This window comes from Streptomyces sp. bgisy159 (assembly GCF_057707805.1).
The window spans coordinates 1-21,603 of the sequence record NZ_JBYIQX010000014.1 but is presented as its reverse complement, the minus strand read 5'-3'; the positions used below and the strand labels follow the sequence as shown (position 1 = coordinate 21,603).

At 73.9% G+C, this 21,603-nt stretch carries 11 protein-coding genes; 3 read left to right on the top strand and 8 right to left on the bottom strand.

Going from position 1 to position 21,603, the window contains the following annotated elements; genetic code table 11:
- Positions 1 to 5 precede the first annotated feature (5 nt).
- The 3 genes from AC3ET3_RS15950 to AC3ET3_RS15940 form a co-directional block, all read right to left on the bottom strand.
- Positions 6 to 3,647, bottom strand: coding sequence for an ATP-dependent helicase (locus AC3ET3_RS15950; RefSeq protein WP_435612360.1), 3,642 nt, complete (start codon positions 3,645 to 3,647; stop codon positions 6 to 8).
- A 273-nt stretch (positions 3,648 to 3,920) separates the two neighbouring features.
- Complete coding sequence (locus tag AC3ET3_RS15945) at positions 3,921 to 7,688, bottom strand: UvrD-helicase domain-containing protein (protein WP_435612404.1); 3,768 nt, start codon at positions 7,686 to 7,688, stop codon at positions 3,921 to 3,923.
- 342 nt (positions 7,689 to 8,030) lie between these two features.
- Positions 8,031 to 8,417: an MGMT family protein gene (locus tag AC3ET3_RS15940; RefSeq protein ID WP_435612359.1), complete on the bottom strand. Its 387-nt coding sequence runs from the start codon at positions 8,415 to 8,417 to the stop codon at positions 8,031 to 8,033.
- Positions 8,418 to 8,603: 186 nt separating this feature from the next.
- Between AC3ET3_RS15940 and AC3ET3_RS15935 the strand changes: the two genes are divergently transcribed.
- From AC3ET3_RS15935 to AC3ET3_RS15925, 3 genes are all read left to right on the top strand, one after another.
- Positions 8,604 to 11,483, top strand: coding sequence for a lysylphosphatidylglycerol synthase domain-containing protein (locus tag AC3ET3_RS15935; RefSeq protein ID WP_435612358.1), 2,880 nt, complete (start codon positions 8,604 to 8,606; stop codon positions 11,481 to 11,483).
- Between the two features lie 80 nt (positions 11,484 to 11,563).
- A complete protein-coding gene (locus tag AC3ET3_RS15930; RefSeq protein WP_435612357.1) occupies positions 11,564 to 13,105 on the top strand; it encodes an alpha/beta hydrolase in 1,542 nt (513 codons plus the stop codon).
- A 135-nt stretch (positions 13,106 to 13,240) separates the two neighbouring features.
- Positions 13,241 to 14,791: an alpha/beta hydrolase gene (locus tag AC3ET3_RS15925; RefSeq protein ID WP_432133967.1), complete on the top strand. Its 1,551-nt coding sequence runs from the start codon at positions 13,241 to 13,243 to the stop codon at positions 14,789 to 14,791.
- A gap of 93 nt (positions 14,792 to 14,884) precedes the next feature.
- Here the strand turns inward: AC3ET3_RS15925 and moeZ are convergent, their stop codons facing one another.
- The 5 genes from moeZ to AC3ET3_RS15900 form a co-directional block, all read right to left on the bottom strand.
- On the bottom strand, positions 14,885 to 16,063 hold the full coding sequence (gene moeZ, locus AC3ET3_RS15920) for an adenylyltransferase/sulfurtransferase MoeZ (protein WP_432133966.1): 1,179 nt from the start codon (positions 16,061 to 16,063) through the stop codon (positions 14,885 to 14,887).
- Between the two features lie 62 nt (positions 16,064 to 16,125).
- Positions 16,126 to 16,878 (bottom strand): spherulation-specific family 4 protein, encoded by a 753-nt coding sequence (locus tag AC3ET3_RS15915; RefSeq protein WP_432133965.1) that lies wholly within the window; start codon positions 16,876 to 16,878, stop codon positions 16,126 to 16,128.
- Positions 16,866 to 17,825: an NAD-dependent epimerase/dehydratase family protein gene (locus AC3ET3_RS15910; protein ID WP_435612356.1), complete on the bottom strand. Its 960-nt coding sequence runs from the start codon at positions 17,823 to 17,825 to the stop codon at positions 16,866 to 16,868. The genes AC3ET3_RS15915 and AC3ET3_RS15910 overlap by 13 nt, the downstream gene beginning before the upstream one ends.
- Before the next feature lie 118 nt (positions 17,826 to 17,943).
- Positions 17,944 to 19,683: a hypothetical protein gene (locus AC3ET3_RS15905; RefSeq protein WP_435612355.1), complete on the bottom strand. Its 1,740-nt coding sequence runs from the start codon at positions 19,681 to 19,683 to the stop codon at positions 17,944 to 17,946.
- Complete coding sequence (locus AC3ET3_RS15900; protein WP_435612354.1) at positions 19,680 to 21,518, bottom strand: DUF3492 domain-containing protein; 1,839 nt, start codon at positions 21,516 to 21,518, stop codon at positions 19,680 to 19,682. Before AC3ET3_RS15900 ends, AC3ET3_RS15905 begins: the two co-directional genes overlap by 4 nt.
- Between the last annotated feature and the right edge of the window lie 85 nt (positions 21,519 to 21,603).

Here is a 21,603-nt window from a genome sequence, read left to right as displayed (position 1 = left end):
CGAGCCTATCGGCCCGCGCCGGCGTCCTCGGCGGGCGGATGAACGGGACCGCCTCGCGCGGAGCGCTCCTCGCGGGCGCGGACGACCGGCTCGTCGTGCGTCAACAGGCGCTCCAGAGCGGCTCGGTCCGGCAGGTCGGCCGGTCGTACGGCCTCTCCGGTGCGGACGTGGAGGAACGTCGCCGTGACCGATTCCACAGGGACGCCCTGCTGTTCGGCCCAGGCGAGCCGGTACAGGGCGAGCTGCAGCGGGTCGCCGCCGCGCCCCCGGCCGGTCTTCCAGTCGACGATCTCGTACGTCACCGTGTCGCCGTCGGTCTCCTGGTAGACGGCATCGATACGGCCCCGTACGACGTGCCCGGCGAGTGTGATCTGGAAGGGCGCCTCGACGCGGTACGGCGTGCGGCGGGCGTACTCGGTGCGTTCGAAGGCGTCCTTGAGGGCACGCAGGTCCCGCTCGTCGGCGATCTCGGCGTCGCGGCCGGGCAGATCGTCCGGCTCCAGGAGCGGAAGGGTCAATTCCGCGAACCGGGATTCCACCCAGGCGTGGAACCGGGTGCCTCGGCGCGCGGCCGGTTGCGGGGGGCGCGGCATGGGGCGCGCGAGGTCCCGCGCGAACCCGTCGGGGTCGTCGGCAAGCAGCATCACCTGGGAGGCGGTGAGCGTGGTCGGCAGGGGGACGTCCGTGACGGCCTGTCTGGCGCGCAGCAGTTCTCCGGCGAGCGCGTCGAGGTCGCGGTCCCAGGAGTCGACGGTACGGGCCTCCTCGGGTGTGAGGCCCCTCGACACCGGCGTGGTGCCCGGGGGCTCGGGGGCCGACGCCTGGTGGGGGACGGCGGGGCGGTTCCGCGCCCCGGAAGGCGTGGCCGGGAAGGGGGCGGTCGGTGGGAGGTCGCCGTCGTGGTGCGGGAGTGCGTCGTCGTGGAGTGCGTCGTCGTACGGGAGTGCGTCGTCGAAGGACTCCGGCTCCTCGTACGGCGGCTCCTCGTACGACGGCTCCTCGTACGGTGACGCGTCGTACGGCGGCTCCTCGTACGGGGGTTCGTCGTCCTCCGGCGGGGGTGGCCAGTCCGGGTCGTCGTAGGTGTCCGGCGGGGGCACCGCGGCCGGGTGGCCGACGTGGAGAGCCTCCTGAGCGCCGAGGGTGTCCAGGTGGGCGAGAACGGTCTCGGCCGCGGCCCGGCGGCGGGCCAGGGCGGCGGCGTCCAGGGGCAGCGGCCACACCTGGTCGGCGGCGGCCTGGTGGAGCGCCGGGTTCTCCTCACCCTCCTCGGGCGCGTCCGCCCAGACCTCGATCTCGCCGTACCCGGCCGCGCAGTGCTCGTACAGCGCCTGGAGGAACTCGGAGGGTCCGCGCGGCTTCTTCTGGCTGGGGCCCCACCAGTGGCCGGAGCCGAGGAGGAGCGAGCGGGGACGGGTGAAGGTGACGTAGCCCAGGCGGAGTTCCTCGGTGTGCTGGTGGTCCTTCATGGCCTCGTGGAAGGCCTTCATGCCCCGCGTGTCCCAGGAGGCGATGTCGGGGAGGGTGTCGGCGTCGCCGCGCAGTTCGTGCGGCAGCACCTTGGCCTGGGCGGTCCACTTCTCGCGGCCCCGCCCGCTGGGGAAGGCGTCGGTGACGAGGCCGGGGACGGCGACGACGTCCCACTCCAGTCCCTTGGACTTGTGCGCGGTGAGCACCTTGACGGTGTTCTCACCGCCGGGAAGGGCGTTGTCGAGACCCTTCTCGTACTGGGCGGACGTGCGCAGGAAGCCGAGGAAGGCGAGGAGGGTCGCCTGGCTCTCGTCGGCGGCGAACGAGGCGGCGATGTCGAGGAAGTTCGACAGGGTCTCTCGGCGGCGGGCGGCGAGGGCGTGCGGCGACGCCGAGAGTTCCACCTCCAGGCCGGTGACGGCGAGGACCCGGTGCAGGACGTCCATGAGGGGGTCGGACAGCGAGCGGCGGAGGTCGCGCAGCTCGGCCGCGAGGCGGGCGAACCGCACGCGCGCGTCGGGCGAGAAGGGCAGCCCGTCGTCGTGTCCTGCGTCGGCGTCGCCGTTGAAGGGTGTCTCCAGGAAGGTGTCGAGGGCGTCGGCGAGCGAGGTGACCTCGGCTGGGTCGGTTCCCGCGACGGCTTCGGCGAGCCTGCGGTCGGGGTCCTCGGTGTCGTCCCCGCGCGCGTGGGTGACGAGCTGCCGGGCGCGCCTCCCGAGGAGGGCGAGGTCGCGGGGGCCGATGCGCCAGCGGGGGCCGGTCAGCAGGCGGACGAGGGCGGCGTTGGCGCCGGGGTCCTGCAGCACCTCGCAGACGGCGACGAGGTCGGCCACCTCGGGCAGATGCAGCAGTCCGGACAGGCCGACGACCTCGACGGGCACGTCACGGGCGACCAGGGCGCCCTGGATCTCCGCGAAGTCGGTGGCGGTGCGGCAGAGGACGGCGATCTCACCGGGCGGAGTGCCGGTGGCGACCAGGTGGGCGACGGAGTCGGCGATCCAGTCGATCTCCTCGGCGTGGGTGCGCAGCAGGGCGCATCGGACGCTGCCGTCACGTTCGGCGCCGGCGGCGGGGCGCAGGGCCTCCACGCCCGCGTGCATGGCGCGCAGCGGTTCGGCGAGGCCGTTGGCGAGGTCGAGGAGGCGGCCTCCGCTGCGCCGGTTCTCGCTGAGCGCCTGGCGGGCGGCGGGACGGCCGTCGGTATGGGAGAAGTGCTCGGGGAAGTCGTCGAGGTTGGCGACGGAGGCGCCGCGCCAGCCGTAGATCGCCTGGCAGGGGTCGCCGACGGCGGTCACGGGGTGTCCGGTGCCGCCGCCGAAAAGGCCGGCGAGGAGGATGCGCTGGGCGACGGACGTGTCCTGGTACTCGTCCAGGAGGACCACGCGGAACTCGTCGCGCAGGACGCGGCCCACTTCCGGGATCCGCGCGAGTTCGGCGGACAGGGCGATCTGGTCGCCGAAGTCGAGCAGGTCCCGTTCCCGTTTGGCGGCGCGGTAGCGCAGGACCAGGTCGGCGAGTTCACGGCGGGCGGCGGCGGCCTCGGGCACTTTGCGCAGGTCGGCGTTGCTGAGCTTGGCGCCCTGGAGGGTGAGCAGCAGCTCGGCGTCGTACGCGCGCAGTTGTTCCGGCCGTACGAGGTGCTCGGCGAGGTCCGCGTCGAGGGCGAGGAGGTCGCTCACCAGGTCGGCGAAGGAGCGGGTGAGCGCGGGGTAGGGGCCGGAGGACTCGCGCAGCACGCGCGCGGCGAGCTGGTAGCGGGTGGCATCGGCGAGCAACCGGGAGGTGGGTTCCAGGCCGATGCGCAGCCCGTGGTCGGTGAGCAGCCGGCCGGCGAAGGCGTGATAGGTGGAGATCACCGGCTCGCCGGGCGGGTTGTCCGGGTCGATCACGTCGGGGTCGGTGACACCGGCCTTCACCAGGGCCTTGCGGACGCGCTCGGAGAGCTCTCCGGCGGCCTTGTTGGTGAAGGTCAGACCGAGGACCTGCTCGGGGGCGACCTGGCCGGTGCCCACCAGCCACACCACACGGGCGGCCATCACCGTCGTCTTGCCCGACCCGGCGCCGGCCACGATCACCTGCGGGGCGGGCGGCGCGGTGATGCAGGCCGTCTGCTCCGGGGTGAACGGGATGCCGAGGAGCTCCTTGAGCTGCTCGGGGTCGGTGATACGGGCGGGCATGTCGTCAGAGGCTAGCGGCGGGCACTGACAGCGGATGCCACATCGCCTTTCCGGTACGGAAGAAGCGCTGGTCACGGCGCATGGTGCGATATGTCACTGCCACCCACCTCGGCGTCGCCGACGCCCGGCGCGTCCGCCGTCGCCCAAGGAGTTGTTGTCCTGGCGGCGTCCGCCGTCACTCGACGACGGGTCCCCGAGGTGGGTCGTTACTCGGCGGGGCCCCCGGCGCGGTAGGTCGTCACTCGACGACGTGCCCCCGGCGGAGCGGGGTCGTCACTCGACGACGTGCCGGCCCTCCGGGCGGGCGCTGCAGGACGCCCGGAACGCGCAGTGGGTGCAGTGCTGGCCGGCCGTCGGGGTGAAGCGTTCGTCGAGCACCTTGCCGGCGGCGGTCGCGAGCAGGTCGCCGACCCACTCGCCCTCCGGCCCGTCGAGGGGCTCCTGCGCCTGCGCCTTGGGCAGCGCGTCGCCGCCGTCGCGCTTGGCGGCGCCCTGGCGCAGATGGACGAGTTCGGCGCCGCCCGGTTCGGGCCGCACACCGTCGAACGCGTCGTCGACGGCCCCCTCGCGGACGGCGAGCTGGTAGACGGCGAGCTGCGGGTGGCGGGCCACCTCGGCGGAGCTGGGAGCCTGCTTGCCGGTCTTGAAGTCGACGACGTAGGCGCGGCCCTCGCCGTCCGCCTCGACGCGGTCCATCTGGCCGCGGATGCGCACCGCGTAGTCGCCGGCGTCGAGGGTGACGTCGAAGTCGTGCTCACTGGTCACCGGGGTGCGTCCGGTGCGGTCCATGACGTGCCAGGTCAGGAAGCGCTCCAGCGCCACGCGCGCGTTGGTCTTCTCCTGCTCCGACTTCCAGGGCGCGTCGAAGGCGAGGGCGTTCCACACCGAGTCGAGGCGCTCCATGAGCACATCGAGGTCGGCCGGGGTGTGGCCGGAGGCCACCTCGTCGGCGAGGACGTGCACCACGTTGCCGAAGCCCTGGGCGGCCGTCGCGGGGGCGTCGGCCTTGACCTCGCGGCCGAGGAACCACTGCAGGGCGCAGGTGTTGGCCAGCTGGTCCAGGGCGCTGCCGGACAGGACGACGGGCTGGTCGCGGTCGCGGAGCGGAACCTTGCTCTCGGTCGGCTCCCACATGCCCCACCAGCGGTAGGGATGCGCGGACGGCACCAGGGGGCGGCCGTCCTCGTCGGTGAGCGCGGCCAGCCGGGCGAGACGGCGGGCGGCGGCCTCCCTGAGGGCCGCGGAGGCGCGCGGGTCGACGGTGGTGGCACGCAGCTCGGCGACGAGCGCGGCGACCGACAGGGGGCGGCGGGGACGGCCGGTGACGTCCTGGGGTTCGACGCCGAGTTCGGCGAGGAAGCGGGAGGGCTGGTCACCGTCGTCGGCGGGCGCCTTGACGGCGGTGACGACGAGCCGTTCACGCGCGCGCGTGGCGGCCACGTAGAACAGTCGGCGCTCCTCGGCCAGCAGGGCGCCCGGGGTGAGCGGCTCGGCGAGTCCGTCGCGGCCGATGCGGTCGGCCTCCAGCAGGGAGCCGCGGCGGCGCAGGTCGGGCCAGAGGCCCTCCTGGACGCCGACCACGACGACGAGCCGCCATTCCAGCCCCTTGGATCGGTGCGCCGTCATCAGCCGCACCGCGTCGGGGCGTGCCGCGCGCCGGGTGAGGGTGTCGGCGGCGATGTCCTCCGCCTCGACCTGCGCCAGGAAGTTCAGGGCGCCCAGGCCGCCGGTGCGCTCCTCGGCGCGCGCGGCGGTGGCGAACAGGGCGCAGACGGCGTCGAGGTCGCGGTCGGCGTTGCGGCCGGCCGCGCCGCCGCGCCGGGCGGCCCGCTCCAGCCGGGCCGGCCAGGGGGTGCCGTCCCAGAGGTCCCAGAGCGCCTCCTCCGCCGTGCCGCCGCCGGCGAGGCGCTCGCGGGCCGTGCGCAGCAGTGCGCCGAGGCGTTGCGCCCCGCGCGCGTACGCCGGGTCGTGGACGGCCAGGCGTTCCGGTTCGGCGAGGGCGCGCGCGAGCAGTTCGTCGGAGGGCGGGGGCAGTGGGTTGCCTCCGGCGCGCTCCTCCTCGCGCAGGGCCCGCCCGAGGCGGCGCAGGTCGGCGCTGTCCATGCCGGCCAGCGGCGAAGCGAGCAGGGTGAGGGCTGTTTCGGTGTCGAGCCAGCAGGCGCGCGTGCCGGTCGGCTCGCCCTGGTCGGTGTCACCCCGCTCGGTCCCGGCTGGGGCGGCCTGGTCGGCCCGGTCCTCGGCCCCCTCCGCGGCGAGCGGGGGAGCGGAGGCCGGAACGGCCTCGTCCGCGTCGTCCGTCGGGGGCACGGCCGAGCCGCTGTCCGTGGCTGCGGCGGCCTCCGCTGCCGGGGCCCCGGCGGCGTCGCCCGTCCGGTCCACGGCCGAGCCGGCGTCCGTCGCGGCGGCTTGCCCCGGGGGGGAAGCCCCCGGCGCGACTGCTTCCCCCGCCAGAGCCCCGGCCACGTCGCCCCCCGGTTCCACTGCGGGCCGGCCGGCATCGCCCGCCTGAGCGCCCGCAGCGCCGTCCTCCGCTGCCGGCCGAGCGCCCGCCGCGCCCGTCTCACCCGCTGGAGCCCCGCCCGCGCCACTGGTGCTCGCTCGAGCCTCGGACGTGTTCGCGTCGCCGCCCGTGTAGCCGCTTGGGATCCCGGGGGTACCGGCGTCGGTTGCCTCGGGTGCTTCGGTCGGCGCGGTCGCGGGCTCACCCGTGTGCGCGGGCCCGTCGTCCCGGCCCCGCGCCTCCGCCGCGGCAGTGGCCACCGCGCGCAGGGCCGTCAGCAGTGGCGCCACCGCCGGCTCGTGGCGCAGGGGCAGGTCGTCACCGTCGATGTCGAGGGGGACGCCGGCGGCCGTGAGAGCGCGGCGGACCGTCGGTATGGTGCGGGAGCCGGCGCGCACCAGGACGGCCATCTCACCCCAGGGGACGCCGTCCTCCAGGTGTGCCCGGCGCAGGATGTCGGCGACGTTGGCGAGCTCGGTGCCCGCCGTCGGGTAGGTGTACACCTCGACGCGTCCGCCGTCCTGAGCGGCGGCCAGGTCGCGGTGGGCGCGCACCTTCTCGGCGGGCAGCCGGGTCAGCGGCATGCGCTGGGTCAGCAGGCGGGTGGCGGCGAGCAGGGCGGCACCGGAGCGGCGGGAGGTCCGCAGTACCTCGACGGGGGCGGGCCGGCCGTCGGGGCGTGGGAAGGCGCGCGGGAAGTCGAGGATGCCGTTCACATCGGCACCCCGGAAGGTGTAGATCGACTGGTCGGGGTCGCCGAAGGCGACCAGGGTGCGGCCGGCGCCCGCCAGGGCGTGCAGGAGCCGCACCTGGGCCGGATCGGTGTCCTGGTACTCGTCGACGTAGACGGCGTCGTACTGCGCGGCGAGCCGGTCGGCGGTGTCCGGGTGGCGGGCGAGGAGGACCGCGCGGTGGACGAGTTCCGCGTAGTCGAGGACGCCCCGCAGGTCGAGGACGTCGAGGTACTCGGCGAGGAAAGCGGCCGCGGCCCGCCAGTCGGGGCGGCCGATCCGGCGGGCGAAGGCGTCGAGGGCGGTGGGGCCCAGGCCGAGTTCGCGGGTGCGGGCGAGGACCGCGCGGACCTCGTCGGCGAACCCGCGCGTGGTGAGGCAGGCGCGCAGTTCGTCGGGCCAGCGCACATGGGCGAGGCCGAGGCGCTGGAGGTCGATCTGTCCGGCCAGCAGTTCGCGGACGGTGACGTCCTGCTCGGGGCCGGACAGCAGCCGCAACGGCTCGACGAACAGCTCGCTGTCCTGATGGGCGCGGACCAGGGCGTAGCAGAACGAGTGGAAGGTGGTCGCCTGGGGGGCGTGGGCGGTGCCCAGGCGCAGGGCCATGCGGTCGCGCAGCTGGACCGCCGCCTTGCGGCTGAACGTGAGCACCAGGATGCGCGCGGGGTCGCCGCCGCGGGCGACGCGGGCGGCCACGGACTCCACCAGGGTGGTGGTCTTGCCGGTGCCCGGACCGGCCAGGACGAGCAGCGGGCCGCTGCCGTGCTCAACCACTGCGCGCTGGGTGGCGTCCAGTCGAGGGGGATGCATCCGGGCCGGTGGCGTGCGGACCAGCCGGTAGGCGCCACGGCTCCCCTGCCGCGCCTGGGGGTGCTGCAGGTGCCTGGTGGAGGAAGAGGAGCTCACGTGGTTCGCCGGTCCTGGTGGGTGTGCGGAACGAGGGGGAGGCCCGCGGCTGACGCTACGCCGCGGGACCGTACGGAAGCAGAGCTTCCTGTTCTTCCCGTACGACGCGCGCGCCTGATGTGCCGCATCCGGCACGCGAAACACGCGAGTCCCTCGGCCCTCGAACGTACGTCATGTCACGGGCGTGCCCGATTTCCCCCGTCCGGGCCACAGGTGCCCCGTGAACCTGCCGAATGGCGGAAGCTGTCAGGTGTGACCCTCCGCGTGTTCGCCGCCGTCCCAGCGCGCCCGTCTCATGTCGATGCGCGGCAGATGACCGTCGGCGGCACGGCTCGCCTCCTTCAGTGGCGTGCTCTCCGCGCGGTAGTGGTCGAGGGCGCGCAGCTCGTGGCCGGGCAGCAGCGCCCCGTCGGCACGCACCACGCGCCACCACGGGACGGCGCCCCCGTAGAGCGACATCACCCGGCCGACCTGCCGGGGGCCGCCCTCGCCCAGCCACTCGGCGACATCGCCGTACGTCATGACCCGCCCGGGCGGGATCAGCTCCGCGACGTCGAGGACCCGCTCGGCGTACTCGGGCAGGGCGTCCGTGTACTCCGGGCGGGCGTCGTCCGGAAGGCTCTGCTCGCTCATCCGTCCCATCCTGCCGCACCCCACCGACAATGCGACGGGCTCGCGCCATCGCGTGATCCTCGCCCGTCGGTGGCGCTTCGGGCAGACTGTCCGACCCCGTGTTTGCACCCTGATGCCCCCGGGGGTCGGTGGGGCATGCCACCATCGTGCGGGCGGTGACCGGTGATACGAGACCAAGAAGAGACGATGAAGCAGCAGGGTGTGCACCCCGGAGACGCGGAGGGCGCCTCTGATGCTGCGTCGCGCCCGGAAGCCGGCGAAGGCCCGAACCCCGGTGAGGAACCGGGCGCGGGCGAGGAACCGGGCACGGGCGGGGAACCGGAAGCCGGCGACGACCCGGACACCGGTCACGACCGGGGCACGGGTCGTGGCGAGGCCGGGTCGCCCCCGGGCGGATCGGGGCCGGCCGACGTGACCCACATCGACGAGGTGGAGGGTGACGAACCTCTCCTCCCCGCGCGCGTGCACCGCCCCTCGGACCTGATGCGCCTGCTGATCGGCGTGCTGGCGATCGTCGTCCTGCTCGCCGTCGCCGCGTTCGCGCACGGGACCACCTCGGGCCTGGAACAGGACATCAACAAGGGCACGGGGCAGGCACCCGACCTGCTGATCAAGATCGCCGGACTGGGCTCCAGCATCGCGATCCTGCTGGTGCCGGTCGCCTTCGCGATCGAACGGCTCATCAAACGCGACGGACTGCGCATCGCCGACGGCGTGCTCGCCGCGGTCCTCGCGCACGGGGTCACCCTGGCGACGGACCTCTGGGTCGCCGAGGCGGCACCGGACTCGATCCAGGAAGCACTCACCCAGCCCTCCCCCGGCGAGATCAACGGCCTGACCGACCCGGTCCACGGCTATCTCGCCCCCGTCATCGCGTACATGACGGCCGTCGGCATGTCCCGTCGGCCGCGCTGGCGTGCCGTGCTGTGGGTGGTGCTGCTCCTCGACGCGTTCTCGATGCTCGTCACCGGCTACACCACACCCTTCTCCATCATCCTCACCGTGCTGATCGGGTGGAGCGTCGCCTACGGCACCTTGTACGCTGTCGGCTCGCCGAACGTCCGGCCCACCGGGCGCACCCTGATGGCGGGCCTGCGCACGGTCGGCTTCCGCCCGGTGAGCGCGGCCCGCGACGAGACGTCGGACGCCGACAACAGCGACCGGGGCAGGCGCTATTTCGTCACCCTGGAGGACGGCCCGCCGCTGGACGTCACGGTCGTCGACCGCGAGCAGCAGGCACAGGGCTTCTTCTACCGCGCGTGGCGCAACCTGACCCTGCGCGGCTTCGCCACCCGCTCCAGCCTGCAGTCCCTGCGCCAGGCGCTGGAGCAGGAGGCGCTGCTTGCGTACGCGGCGATCGCGGCCGGCGCCAACGCTCCCAAGCTGATCGCCACCAGCGAGCTCGGCCCGGACGCGGTGATGCTCGTCTACGAGCACACCGGTGGGCGCACCTTCGACTCGCTGGCGCCCGAGGACATCAGCGACGAACTGCTGCACAACGCCTGGCGTCAGGTCCGGGCGCTGCAGTCGCGGCGCATCGCCCACCGACGGCTGGCCGGTGACGCGATTCTGGTGGATCGTTCCGGCACGGTGGTCCTCACGGATCTGCGCGGCGGCGAGATCGCGGCGGGCGATCTGCTGCTGCGCATGGACGTCGCCCAGCTCGTGACGACGCTCGCCCTGCGGGTGGGCGCGGAGCGGGCGGTGGCGTCGGCGGTCGGTGTGCTCGGCCCGGACGCCGTGGCGGACTGTCTGCCGATGCTCCAGCCGATCGCCCTGACACGCTCCACGCGCGCGACGCTGCGCCGACTGGCCCGGGAGCGGGCGCAGCGCGAGCGGGAGGCCGTGCTGGACGCATCCAGGCATGCCAGGCAGGCCCGGCTGGAGGAGGCCGGTGAGGGCGCCGCCGAGGCCGCGCCCGGAAAGCCGGCACAGGCGGAGCAGCCGGAGAGACGGGAGAAGCTGGAAAAGCTGGAGAAGGTCGGCAAGAAGGCCGTACGCGCGCAGAGCCGGGCCGAGAAGCGGGCCATGGACGAGGCGCTGGAGGAAGCCCGCGAGGAGGATCCGCTGACGCAGATCCGCCATGAGGTCCTGCGGATCCGTCCACAGGCTCCGGTCGAGCCCGCCCGGCTGGAGCGGGTGAGGCCGCGCACACTGATCAGTTTCATCGCCGGTGCCATCGGCGCGTACTTCCTGCTGACCCAGCTCACCCACATCGAGTTCGGGCCGCTCGTGGCCAACGCCGAGTGGGGCTGGGTCGCGGCGGCCGTGCTGTTCTCGGCGTTGAGCTATTTCGCCGCCGCGATGAGTCTGCTGGGGTTCGTACCGGAGCGGGTGCCGTTCCCGCGGACGGTGGCGGCTCAGGTCGCCGGGTCGTTCGTGAAGATCGTGGCACCGGCCGCGGTGGGCGGGGTCGCGCTGAACACCCGGTTCCTGCAGCGCGCCGGGGTCCGGCCGGGGCTCGCGGTGGCGAGTGTGGGCGCCTCGCAGTTGTTCGGGCTCGGCGCGCACATCCTGATGCTGTTGTCCTTCGGCTACCTGACGGGCACCGAGAAGACGCCCTCACTGTCACCGTCCCGGACCGTCATCGCCGGCCTGCTGACGGTGGCCGTGCTGGTGCTGGTGGTGACGTCGGTCCCGTTCCTGCGGAAGTTCGTCGTCACGCGCGTGAGGTCACTGTTCGCCGGTGTCGTCCCGCGCATGCTGGACGTGCTGCAGCGGCCGCAGAAGCTGATCACCGGCATCGGCGGCATGCTGCTGCTGACCGCCTGCTTCGTGATGTGCCTGGACGCCTCGATCCGCGCCTTCGGCACCGACGACACCTCCATCAGCCTCGCCAGCGTCGCCGTCGTCTTCCTGGCCGGCAATGCGCTCGGCTCGGCCGCTCCGACGCCGGGCGGCGTGGGAGCGGTGGAGGCCACCTTGACGGTCGGTCTGATCGCCGTGGGCCTCCCCAAGGAGGTCGCGGCCCCCGCCGTCCTGCTGTTCCGGCTGCTGACTCTGTGGCTGCCCGTCCTGCCCGGCTGGCTGGCCTTCAACCACCTCACACGCAAGGGCGCCCTCTAGGAGGGCCGCCGCCAGGGGCGCGGTCCCTCGGACGGCTCGTGCCACGCGCGCGTGGCGGTGCACGGCTCCAGCATGGGAGCATGCCCAACCGCTTCCGCCGGCGCGCCGCCGCGCTGGCCGCCACCGCCGCCGCGCTGTCCTGCCTGGTGGCGGGGTGCGGCGGCGACTCCGCCGACGACGACCTCACGCGGCAGAAGCTGAGCTGGAAGGACTGCCCGAGCCCGTCCCAGGCGGAGGGCGGCGGCAACGCGCCCTCCCCGCTGCCCGACGGCAGCCGGTGGCAGTGCGCCACCATGAAGGCGCCCCGGGACTGGGCCGAGCCCGAGGGCGACACGATCGGCATCGCCCTGGTGCGGGCCCGGGCCACCGGGGACGGCCCGCGCATCGGCTCGCTGGTGTTCAACTTCGGCGGGCCGGGCGGCTCGGGGGTCGCGACGCTGCCCGCCTTCGGCGACGACTACGCCAAGCTGCGCACCCGCTACGACCTGGTGAGCTTCGACCCACGCGGGGTCGGCGACAGCGCCGGTGTGAAGTGCGAGAGCGACCAGCAGCTCGACGCCTTCTTCCAGCAGGACATGACGCCGGACGACGCCGCCGAGCGCTCCGAACTACTGGACAACACCGAGGAGTTCAATGCCGCCTGCGAAGAGCGCTCCGAGAGGATGCTGCCGCACGTGCGCACCACCGACGCGGCCCGCGACATGGACCTGATGCGCCAGGTCCTCGGCGACGACCGCCTGCACTACTTCGGCATCTCCTACGGAACCGAACTGGGCGGCGTGTACGCCCACCTGTTCCCGAAGCGAGTCGGGCGGGCCGTCTTCGACGCGGTCGTCGACCCGACGCAGACGCCCGAACAGGGTGCTCTGGGGCAGGCCCGCGGCTTCCAGCTCGCGCTCGGCAACTACGCCGCGGACTGTGTCTCGAAGGCCGACGGATGCCCGGTCGGCGACACGCCCGAGGACATCGAGAACCGTATCGCCGGACTGCTGCGGGATCTCGACGCGAAGCCACTGCCGGGCATCTTCCCTCGCGAGCTGACCCAGAGCGCCGCGACCAACGGCATCGCGCAGGCCCTGTACTCCAAGGAGTTCTGGGAGTACCTGACCGAGGGCCTCACCCAGGCCTACGACGGGGACGGCAGGGTCCTGATGCTGCTGTCTGACTCCATGAACGGCCGCAGCCAGAACGGCGAGTACAGCAACATCGTCGCCGCCAACGTGTCCATCAACTGCGCCGACGACCGGCCGCGCTACTCGGCCGATCACGTGCAGAGCCGGCTGCCCGCCTTCCGCGCCGCCTCCCCCCTGTTCGGGGAGTTCCTGGCCTGGTCCCTGGTCACGTGTACCGACTGGCCGGTGGCGGGCGCCGCCGACCACCCGGACGTCCGGGCCGCGGGATCGGCGCCCATCCTCGTCGTGGGCAACACCGGCGACCCGGCCACCCCGTACGGAGGGGCGCGAAAGATGGCAGCGGCGCTGGGTGAGGGCGTCGGGGTCGAGCTGACCTACCGGGGGCAGGGGCACGGCGCGTACGACAGCAAGAACAAGTGTGTGCAGGACGCGGTCGACGGCTACCTCCTGGACGGCAAGGTACCGGCACCGGGGACGGTATGCTCCTGACAACCACCCAGCAACACGACGAAACAGCAGGTCAGCAAGTTATCCACAGGCTCCGACGGTGATTGCGTGATCCGCATACCATGGCCTGACCGCCGTTCGCCGCACGGTGCGGACGGCCCGCTAGGGGGTACACGCATGGCGCGTTTCGTACGGTGGACGGCGATCGCCGCCGCCGCGCTGCTGGTGACGGGCTGCGGGGGCGGCTCGTCGGGCACCGGGGACGACGGCAGGGGAGCTGACGGCAGGGCATCGCGTTCCGCGTCACCGTCGACGGGGGCCTCGGTGGACGCCGCCGTGCCACCGGCCTCACTGACCGGGCAGAAGCTCGACTGGGGCCGCTGCGAGGGCCCGGACGCGCCGGACGACGACTGGCAGTGCGCCACGATGAAGACGCCGCTGGACTGGTCCCGCCCCGGGGGCCGGACGATCGATCTGGCCCTGGTGCGCTCCACAGCGCGCGGCGGGGACCGCATCGGCTCCCTGCTGTTCAACTTCGGCGGGCCGGGCGGCTCGGGGGTGTCGACTCTCCCGGCATACGCCTCGACGGTCTCGTCGCTGCACCAGCGCTACGACCTGGTGAGCTGGGACCCCCGCGGGGTGGGCGACAGCGAGGGCGTGCGGTGCCGCGGCGACAAGGAGATACAGGCCGCCGAATCGGTCGACGTGACCCCGGACACCCCGGCCGAGGAGACGGCGTACCTGGCGGACGCCACCGAATTCGGCAAGGGCTGCCAGAAGGCGGCCGGGGAACTGATGGCGCACGTGTCGACCACCGACACCGCACGCGACATGGATCTGATGCGCCAGGTCCTCGGTGACTCCCGGATGCACTACTTCGGCATCTCCTACGGCACCGAACTGGGCGGCGTGTACGCCCACCTCTTCCCGAAGAACGTGGGGCGGCTGATCCTGGACGCGGTCGTCGACCCCACGGCCGACTCGGTGGGCCACGCGCTCAACCAGGCCCGGGGCTTCCAGCGCGCGCTGGACAACTACCTCCGGTCCACGGGGCAGGACCCCCGGGCGGGTACCCGGAAGATCGCCGACCTGCTCGACCGGATCGACTCCGAGCCGCTGCCGACCTCCTCCGGGCGGAAGCTGACCCAGACTCTGGCGATCACCGGCATCGTGCTGCCGCTGTACAGCGAGAGCGGCTGGCCCACCTTGACCAGCGCGCTGGAGGCGGCCGAGGAAGGCGACGGCTCCGAGTTGCTCTCCCTGGCAGACGGCTACAACGACCGTGACGCCTCGGGCCACTACGGCACCACCACCCACTCGCAGCGCGTCATATCGTGCCTGGACCAGCGGCAGCGGCCGACGGTCGAGCAGACGAAGAAGCGGCTCGGGGAGTTCGAGCGCATATCCCCCGTGTTCGGCTCCTTCCTCGGCTGGGACACCGCCGGCTGGTGCCACGACTGGCCCGTGGCCGGGCAGTTCGACACCCCGGAGGTCAGCGCGGCGGGTTCCGCCCCGATCCTGCTGGTCGGCAACACCGGGGACCCGGCGACCCCGTACGAGGGCGCCCGGCGGATGGCCGACGAACTCGGCGAGGACGTCGGCGTGCTGCTCACCTGGAAGGGCGAGGGCCACGGGGCGTACGGCAGCGGCAGCGACTGCGTCGACTCGACGGTGGACGCCTACCTGCTGAAGGGGACCGTGCCCGAGGACGGCAAGGTCTGTTCCTGACGGCCGGAGGATGCACGACGGCAGAAGCCCACGGCGTCCGAGTGGATCGGAGCCGTGGGCTTCGTCATACGCGCCGGTCGACCGGTGCGGCGGTCAGTAGACCGGCTTGTCGGGCTCGATCTGGTTGACCCAGCCGATGACGCCGCCACCCACGTGGACGGCGTCGGCGAAGCCGGCGGACTTCAGGACGGCGAGGACTTCCGCACTGCGGACACCCGTCTTGCAGTGCAAGACGATCTTCTTGTCCTGCGGCATGCTCTCCAGGGCCGTGCCGAGGAGGAACTCGTTCTTCGGGATCAGCTTGGCGCCCGGGATGGAGACGATCTCGTACTCGTTGGGCTCGCGGACGTCGATGATCTCGATGCTCTCGCCGTCGTCGATCCACTCCTTGAGCTGCTTGGGAGTGATCGTGGAGTCGGCGGCCGCCGCCTGGGCCTCCTCGGAGACGACGCCGCAGAAGGCCTCGTAGTCGATGAGCTCGGTGACGGTCGGGTTCTCGCCGCAGACCGCGCAGCCCGGGTCCTTGCGGACCTTGACCTGGCGGTACTGCATCTCCAGGGCGTCGTAGATCATCAGACGACCGACCAGGGGCTCGCCGATGCCGGCCAGCAGCTTGATCGCCTCGTTGACCTGGATGGAGCCGATGGACGCGCACAGCACGCCCAGGACGCCGCCCTCGGCGCAGGAGGGGACCATGCCGGGCGGCGGGGGCTCCGGGTAGAGGCAGCGGTAGCAGGGGCCGTGCTCCGACCAGAAGACGGAGGCCTGACCGTCGAAGCGGTAGATCGAACCCCACACATACGGCTTGTTGAGCAGCACGCAGGCGTCGTTGACCAGGTAGCGGGTCGCGAAGTTGTCCGTGCCGTCGACGATCAGGTCGTACTGGCTGAAGATGTCCATCACGTTGTCGGCCTCGAGCCGCTCCTCGTGAAGGACCACGTTCACGTACGGGTTGATGCCGAGCACGCTGTCGCGCGCGGACTCGGCTTTGGAACGGCCGATGTCGGACTGGCTGTGGATGATCTGGCGCTGCAGGTTCGACTCGTCGACCTCGTCGAACTCCACGATGCCGAGGGTGCCCACGCCCGCGGCGGCCAGGTACATCAGCGCCGGCGAGCCGAGACCGCCGGCGCCCACGCACAGCACCTTCGCGTTCTTCAGCCGCTTCTGCCCGTCCATCCCCACATCGGGGATGATCAGGTGGCGGGAGTACCTGCGGACCTCGTCTACGGTGAGCTCGGCAGCTGGCTCTACCAGCGGTGGCAGCGACACGGGGACTCCGTTGGTCGGTCAATCAGTACGGTTGTTCTTCCGTAACAGTGCCATGGCCTTTTTCATTCCGAGACACCTGTTCCGATACGCGAGACGATTTCGTCCCAGTAGCCGGGCATGGTCTCCCAGGGATCGACCCGGCCGCCGCCGTCGCCGCGGTCGGTGAACCAGATGGTCGCCGCGCCCTGCCAGCGGGCGATGCGCAGCGCCTCCTCCAGATGCGCGCGGGGCACGCCGTGCGCGAAGTGGCAGAACCGCTCGGGCGGATGGTCCGCCGTCCACTCCGCCACCTGGGACCAGCGGTAGTCGGCCCAGGAGCCCCGGAAGGTGACCAACTGGTCGCCGATCTCGGCGTACCCGGGATGAGGGTGGATGCCGTGACCGAGGACGATGTGGCACTCGTCACGGTCGCCGCGCAGCGCGGCGACCGTACGGCGGACCTCCGGGAGCGCCTCCCTGGTGTCGGGGCAGCGGTCCAGCAGGAATCCGTCGACCTGGTACCAGTCGGCGTACCGCCGCGCGTCGGACAGCAGGTCGACGCGGGCGCGCTGGGCGACGTGGGCCGCGTCGAGGTGGCCGAGGACGCGGACCCCGGCGCGGCGCAGGCGGCCCGCCGCCTCCAGACAGTGCGGGTCGGGCCGGATGCCGGGGCCGTCGGCGACGTTCAGGACGACCCAGTGCAGCGGGGCGCCGGGGAGGGCGAGTTCGCCCCACTCGGCGGGGGCGAGCAACGGATGGGCGAGGCCCGGGATGCCGAGGCCGGCGTGGTCCCCGGTGGTCGAGGTGCCCGTCGCGGTACTGGTCAGATACGGCATGCCGCCTCCATCCAGATGTCGGCGAGGGACTCCTCCAGGTTGATGCGCGGGCGCCAGCCCAGCCGGTCGCGGGCGGTGCGCACATCGGCCTGCTGCCAACTGCCGCAGCCGTCCGGGTAGGGGTAGGCGACCGGGGCCGGGTGGTCGGGGTCGTGCCGGGGATGGCCGATGGGGGCCCGCAGTCCGCCGGGCGGGCCGTCGAGTTCGTGCAGGGCACCCCCGTACCCGGCGACGCGGGCGAGGACCGCGGCCGCGTCCCGCAGCCGTACGGCACGCCCGGAGCCGATGTTGATGACGCCCTGGGCGGCGGAGAGCGAGGCGGCGTGCACGGCGCGGGCGACGTCGCGCACGTCGACGAAGTCGCGCTGCGCGCCGAGGCCGCCGAGTTTGAGCTCGCCGTCGCCGGACTGCATGGCGCGGCGCATCGCCTCGGCGAGCCGGCCGAGCGGGGAGCCGGCCGGGGTGCCGGGTCCGGCCGGCGAGAAGACCCGCAGCACCACGGCGTCCAGGCCGGAACCCAGGACCAGTTCGGTCGCGGCGAGCTTGCTGACGCCGTACGGACCGCCCGGGCGCGGCACGGCGTCCTCGGCGGTGGAGGAGCCCGGCTGGCTCGGGCCGTACTCGGCGCCGCAGCCGATCTGCACCAGCCTGGCCCCGCAGCCGCTGCGGCGCAGCGCCTCGCAGACGGTGGCGACGGCGACGGTGTTGTGCCGGGTGAGGTCGCGGGCGCCGCCGCGGGTGGCTCCGGCGCAGTTGACGACGACCTGCGGGTGGACGGCGTCGAGGAAGCGGGTGAGCGCGCCGGGGCTGCCGGTGGCGAGGTCGAAGCGGACGTCGGCGTCGTCGCCGCGGCCGAGTGCGGTGAGCTGGACGGCCGGGTCGGCGAGCAGACGGTCGGCGACGAACCGGCCGAGGTAGCCGTTGGCGCCGATCAGCAGGACCCTCATCGTGCCGCTCCCGGGGTGTGCGCTCCGGTGGCTCCGGCTCGGGAGGTGGTCATCTGGTTCTCTCCTTCAGAGGTGTCGCGGTTTCCTGAGCAAGGGGCGGTGCGGGCGGTGTGCGCCGTCACGGTCGGTCCGGGTGCGCGTGGGCCGAGGCCTTGGTCAGGGTGCGGGTGGCGTGGATCAACGAGGTCACGGCGGCGACCGCGCAGGCGAGCGCCGGTACGCCGCCCGGACCCCAGCCGGCCACGACGGCGTCGACCGGGGCGGCCAGCGGGGCGCAGCCGGGCAGCCGGCCGGCGAAGACGGCGGCCGTCGCCACCGCCTCGGCGCCGGCAGCCGCCGCCAGGACGGCCTTCGGGGCGTGGCTGAAGCCGTGCACGGTGAGCAGGCGGGCGAGCAGCAGGAGGGTGCCAAGCGCGAGCGTGTGCGCGAGGGCCGGGGGCTCCCGAAGGACCGCCCCGCACAGCACGGCCGGCACCGCCAGCGTGGCCACGAACCCGGCGACGACCACCAGGAGCAGCGGCCGTGCGGAGGCGGCGAAGTCCTCCAGGCCGCGGCTGGCGGCCAGCCTGCGCCGGGCACGCGCGGCGAAGAGGTGCGCGCCCCAGGCGGCGGGCGCGCAGGCCAGCGTGAGGGCGAGCAAGGGGGCGGTCGCGACCGGCCACGCGCCGTCCGGGCTTCCGGTGGGCAGGCCGTCCGGACCGGCGTCGACGGCCGCGCCCAGCAGACCGTCGCCGAATACGGCGTACGCCAGCAACCAGCAGGCCCAGGGGGCCGTGCCGCTCCTGGCGGCGCGGCGGGCACGGTCGTGCGGTGCCAGCGGGCCGTGGCGCAGGAGCGCGCGCACGGCGAGGAAGACAGCGATCGCGCCGACGGCGGCCACGGACAGGCGCACCCGGCCGTCGGTGAGGCGCAGGGCAGTGACGGCCGCGGCGCAGAGGGCGCCGGGCAGCAGAGGCAGCAGGAGCAGGACGGTCCCGGGGTACGGGGGCACGTCAGGGGCGGGGCGCACCGCGCCAGGGCGCGCACGCCGGTCGGCGCGGCGGGGCCCGGGGACCGTCTGACGGGCCGGGGCCTCACCGTCCCGCGGCACGCGCGCGTACATCTCCTCGGCGAGGGAGAAGACGTCCCGGTGCCGGAAGCGGGCGGCCGTGCGGTCGGTGACGCCGTGCGCCTCCAGTCCCGCCGCGATCTCCAAGGGGTCGACGGCCCGCTCGCACAGGTTGCGGTGGCGGTGCATCAGGGCCTTGACGGGGTCGACGGCGCTCCGGCGGGGGGCGGGCGCAGGGCCTTGGTCCTCGGCCCGGTTCGCGGCGGTTCCGTACCCCCGCCGGCGGGTCGCGGCCTGCGTTCCCGGGTCCCGGGACCGGCTGCCCGGGTCTTCCGTGCTGCCCGCTCCCTCCCGCCTGCCCCAGGCTTCGAGCCGGCCCGAACCGTCCGTCCTGCCCGCGTTCTCCCGCCTGCCCAGGCCTTCGAGCCGGCCCGGGCCTCCCGAGCTGCCCGGGTCGCCCGAGCTGCCCGGGTCGCCCGAGCTGCCCGGGTCGCCCGCCCCGGCCGGATCAGCTGGGCTGTCCTGCTCACCCGGCCCGTCCGGCCCCTCCTGGGACCCACGAGCCGCCGACCGGTTTGCCGTCCACTGCCGGGACCGCTCGTCCCACGCGCCGGGGCTGAAGGGAGTGCCGGGCCGCTCGTCCCACGCGCCGGGGCTGAGGGGGGTGCCGGGCCGGTCGTCCCCCTGTCCCACCGGGCGGTCAGGCAGATCGGCGCCGGCCCGGGCAGCGGGCTCGGCTGCCCCGCCGGTCCCGTCCTCACCGGTCTTTCCGCTCAGGTCACGCCGGTCCAGTCCGCCCAGGCCGCTCACAGCGCCCCCTCCCCCGCCGACAGGGCCGGCACCGTGCCGCGTACGGGTGGGCCCGCCGTCCAGCCGGGGGCACGGCGGGCGGTGACACGGGTGGCCAGGCCGGTCCAGCGGCCGGGGACGTGGGCCTCGGCCGGTACGGCGAACGGCAGCGGTGCCCCGGCCGCGTCGAGGACCACCCGGCGGACCGGGCACCGCGCGACGATGTCCAGGTAGATGCCGTGGAACGCGTCGATGTTCTGCTCGACGGTGAACAGCTCGAGCGCGCGGGCGCGCGCCGCAGCACCCAGGCGCACCCGGCGCTCCGGGTCGCGCAACAACGCCACGCACGCCTCCGCGAGCGCCCGCGGGTTGCGTGGCGGCACGACGAGACCGGTGCCGCCGATGACCTCGACGACGGCGCCGACGTCGGTCGACACCGTCGCCCGCCCGCAGAGCATGGCCTCGACGAGCCCCAGCGGGAACCCCTCGACGACACTGGACAGCACGGCCACCTCGCCCGCCCCGTACGCCGCGGCGAGGGTCGGTGCCTCGGGACCGCCGATCTCCTCGAAGGACACCGGGTTGTCGCCGACGGCGTGCGGTCCCTCGGCCTCGTCGGGGAAGAGCTGGGCGGCGAGCGTACGGCAGTGCGCCAGGTACGCCGCGCCCTCCGTTCCGGTCGGCTCTCCGACGATCCGCAGCCGCGCCCGCGGCTGCGCCCTGCGCACCTCGGCGAAGGCGTGCAGCAGGGACACCAGGTCCTTGGCCGGTTCGACGGGCCCGACCCGTACGAGAGTGCCGGGGTCACCGCCGTCCGGGGACTCGCCCACCTCGGCGAAGCGGGTGGCGTCCATGCCCGGGTAGACGGTGCGCAGCTTCGCACGGTCGGCCCCGCACCGTTCCTGCCAGCGGCGGGTGTGCGCGTTGCCGGGCGTGATGCAGGCGGCCTGCCGGTAGACCTCGGTGGCGAGCCGCCCGTGGAAGGCGGCCAGCAGAGCGCGGACGGCGGGGGCGGCGCCCTCCGGGTCGGCACCGTGCGCCAGGTAGTGCGTCCGCAGTCGCACGCCGTACTCCGTCACCAGCAGCGGTACGCCGAAGAAGTGCCGGGCGAGCAGTCCGGGCAGGGCGGCCGGCCCGCCGGACGCCGCGTGGCACAGGTCGACCGCGCCGAGGCCGTCGTCCTCGTACCAGTCGAGTGAGAGGGGGCGCAGGGCGCGCTCCAGGCGCGTGGTGACGGCGAGCAGGTCGGGGACGCGCGCCTCGCGCGCCGTGCGCGGCGCGCCGGGCGCCCGGCAGGCGCGCTCAAGGGCGCGCACGGCTCTCTCCGATCGGAGCGCTCCCGGCAGCCCGCCGGCCTCGCGCGCCAGGTCGGCAAGCCCGTACAGAGCGTTGGCGAAACGGTCCGCCTGGGAGTCGGAACCATCCTGCTCACCCTCGACACGGACGCCCTCGGCCCACGCGCCTTCGCCTCTCACTCCCACGGCCCGCGCGCCTTCGCCTCTCACTCCCACGGCCCGCGCGGCCTCGGCACGCGCGGGCCCGGCAGCCGCGCCTCCGGCATGGCTGCCCTCGCACAGCACGGCCACCAGCGCGCCGTAGCACTCGTCGAAGCGCCGGCGCGCGCGCCGCCCGTACACCACCCCGTCGTCGCCGGACGTCCACAGCGGTGCCGTCCGCACGCGACCGACCTGCGGCGGGAGAGCGACCTGACCGGCCTGCTCCTGCCGTTCGCTGCGGCTGAGCGCGTAGAGGTCGAACTCGTGGTGCCCGAGCCCGCGCACGAGCCGGTCGCACCAGTGTCCGGCGTCACCGCTCACATAGGGATAGCCGCCCTCCGTCAGCAGTCCGATGCGCACGAGTGCACCCCCGTTCTCCCTTCTGGGGAGCCGCCGTTGACCCGGCGGCTCGCAGCGGGACGAACGTATGCGGACGACACGGTGG

What these genes read in the sequence shown, in the direction of transcription:
- AC3ET3_RS15950 (WP_435612360.1), bottom strand. Translation starts at nt 3,647, where the DNA reads ATGCCCGCCCGTATCACCGACCCCGAGCAGCTCAAGGAGCTCCTCGGC.
- AC3ET3_RS15945 (WP_435612404.1), bottom strand. Translation starts at nt 7,688, where the DNA reads ATGCATCCCCCTCGACTGGACGCCACCCAGCGCGCAGTGGTTGAGCAC.
- AC3ET3_RS15940 (WP_435612359.1), bottom strand. Translation starts at nt 8,417, where the DNA reads ATGAGCGAGCAGAGCCTTCCGGACGACGCCCGCCCGGAGTACACGGAC.
- AC3ET3_RS15935 (WP_435612358.1), top strand. Translation starts at nt 8,604, where the DNA reads ATGAAGCAGCAGGGTGTGCACCCCGGAGACGCGGAGGGCGCCTCTGAT.
- AC3ET3_RS15930 (WP_435612357.1), top strand. Translation starts at nt 11,564, where the DNA reads ATGCCCAACCGCTTCCGCCGGCGCGCCGCCGCGCTGGCCGCCACCGCC.
- AC3ET3_RS15925 (WP_432133967.1), top strand. Translation starts at nt 13,241, where the DNA reads ATGGCGCGTTTCGTACGGTGGACGGCGATCGCCGCCGCCGCGCTGCTG.
- AC3ET3_RS15915 (WP_432133965.1), bottom strand. Translation starts at nt 16,878, where the DNA reads ATGCCGTATCTGACCAGTACCGCGACGGGCACCTCGACCACCGGGGAC.
- AC3ET3_RS15910 (WP_435612356.1), bottom strand. Translation starts at nt 17,825, where the DNA reads ATGAGGGTCCTGCTGATCGGCGCCAACGGCTACCTCGGCCGGTTCGTC.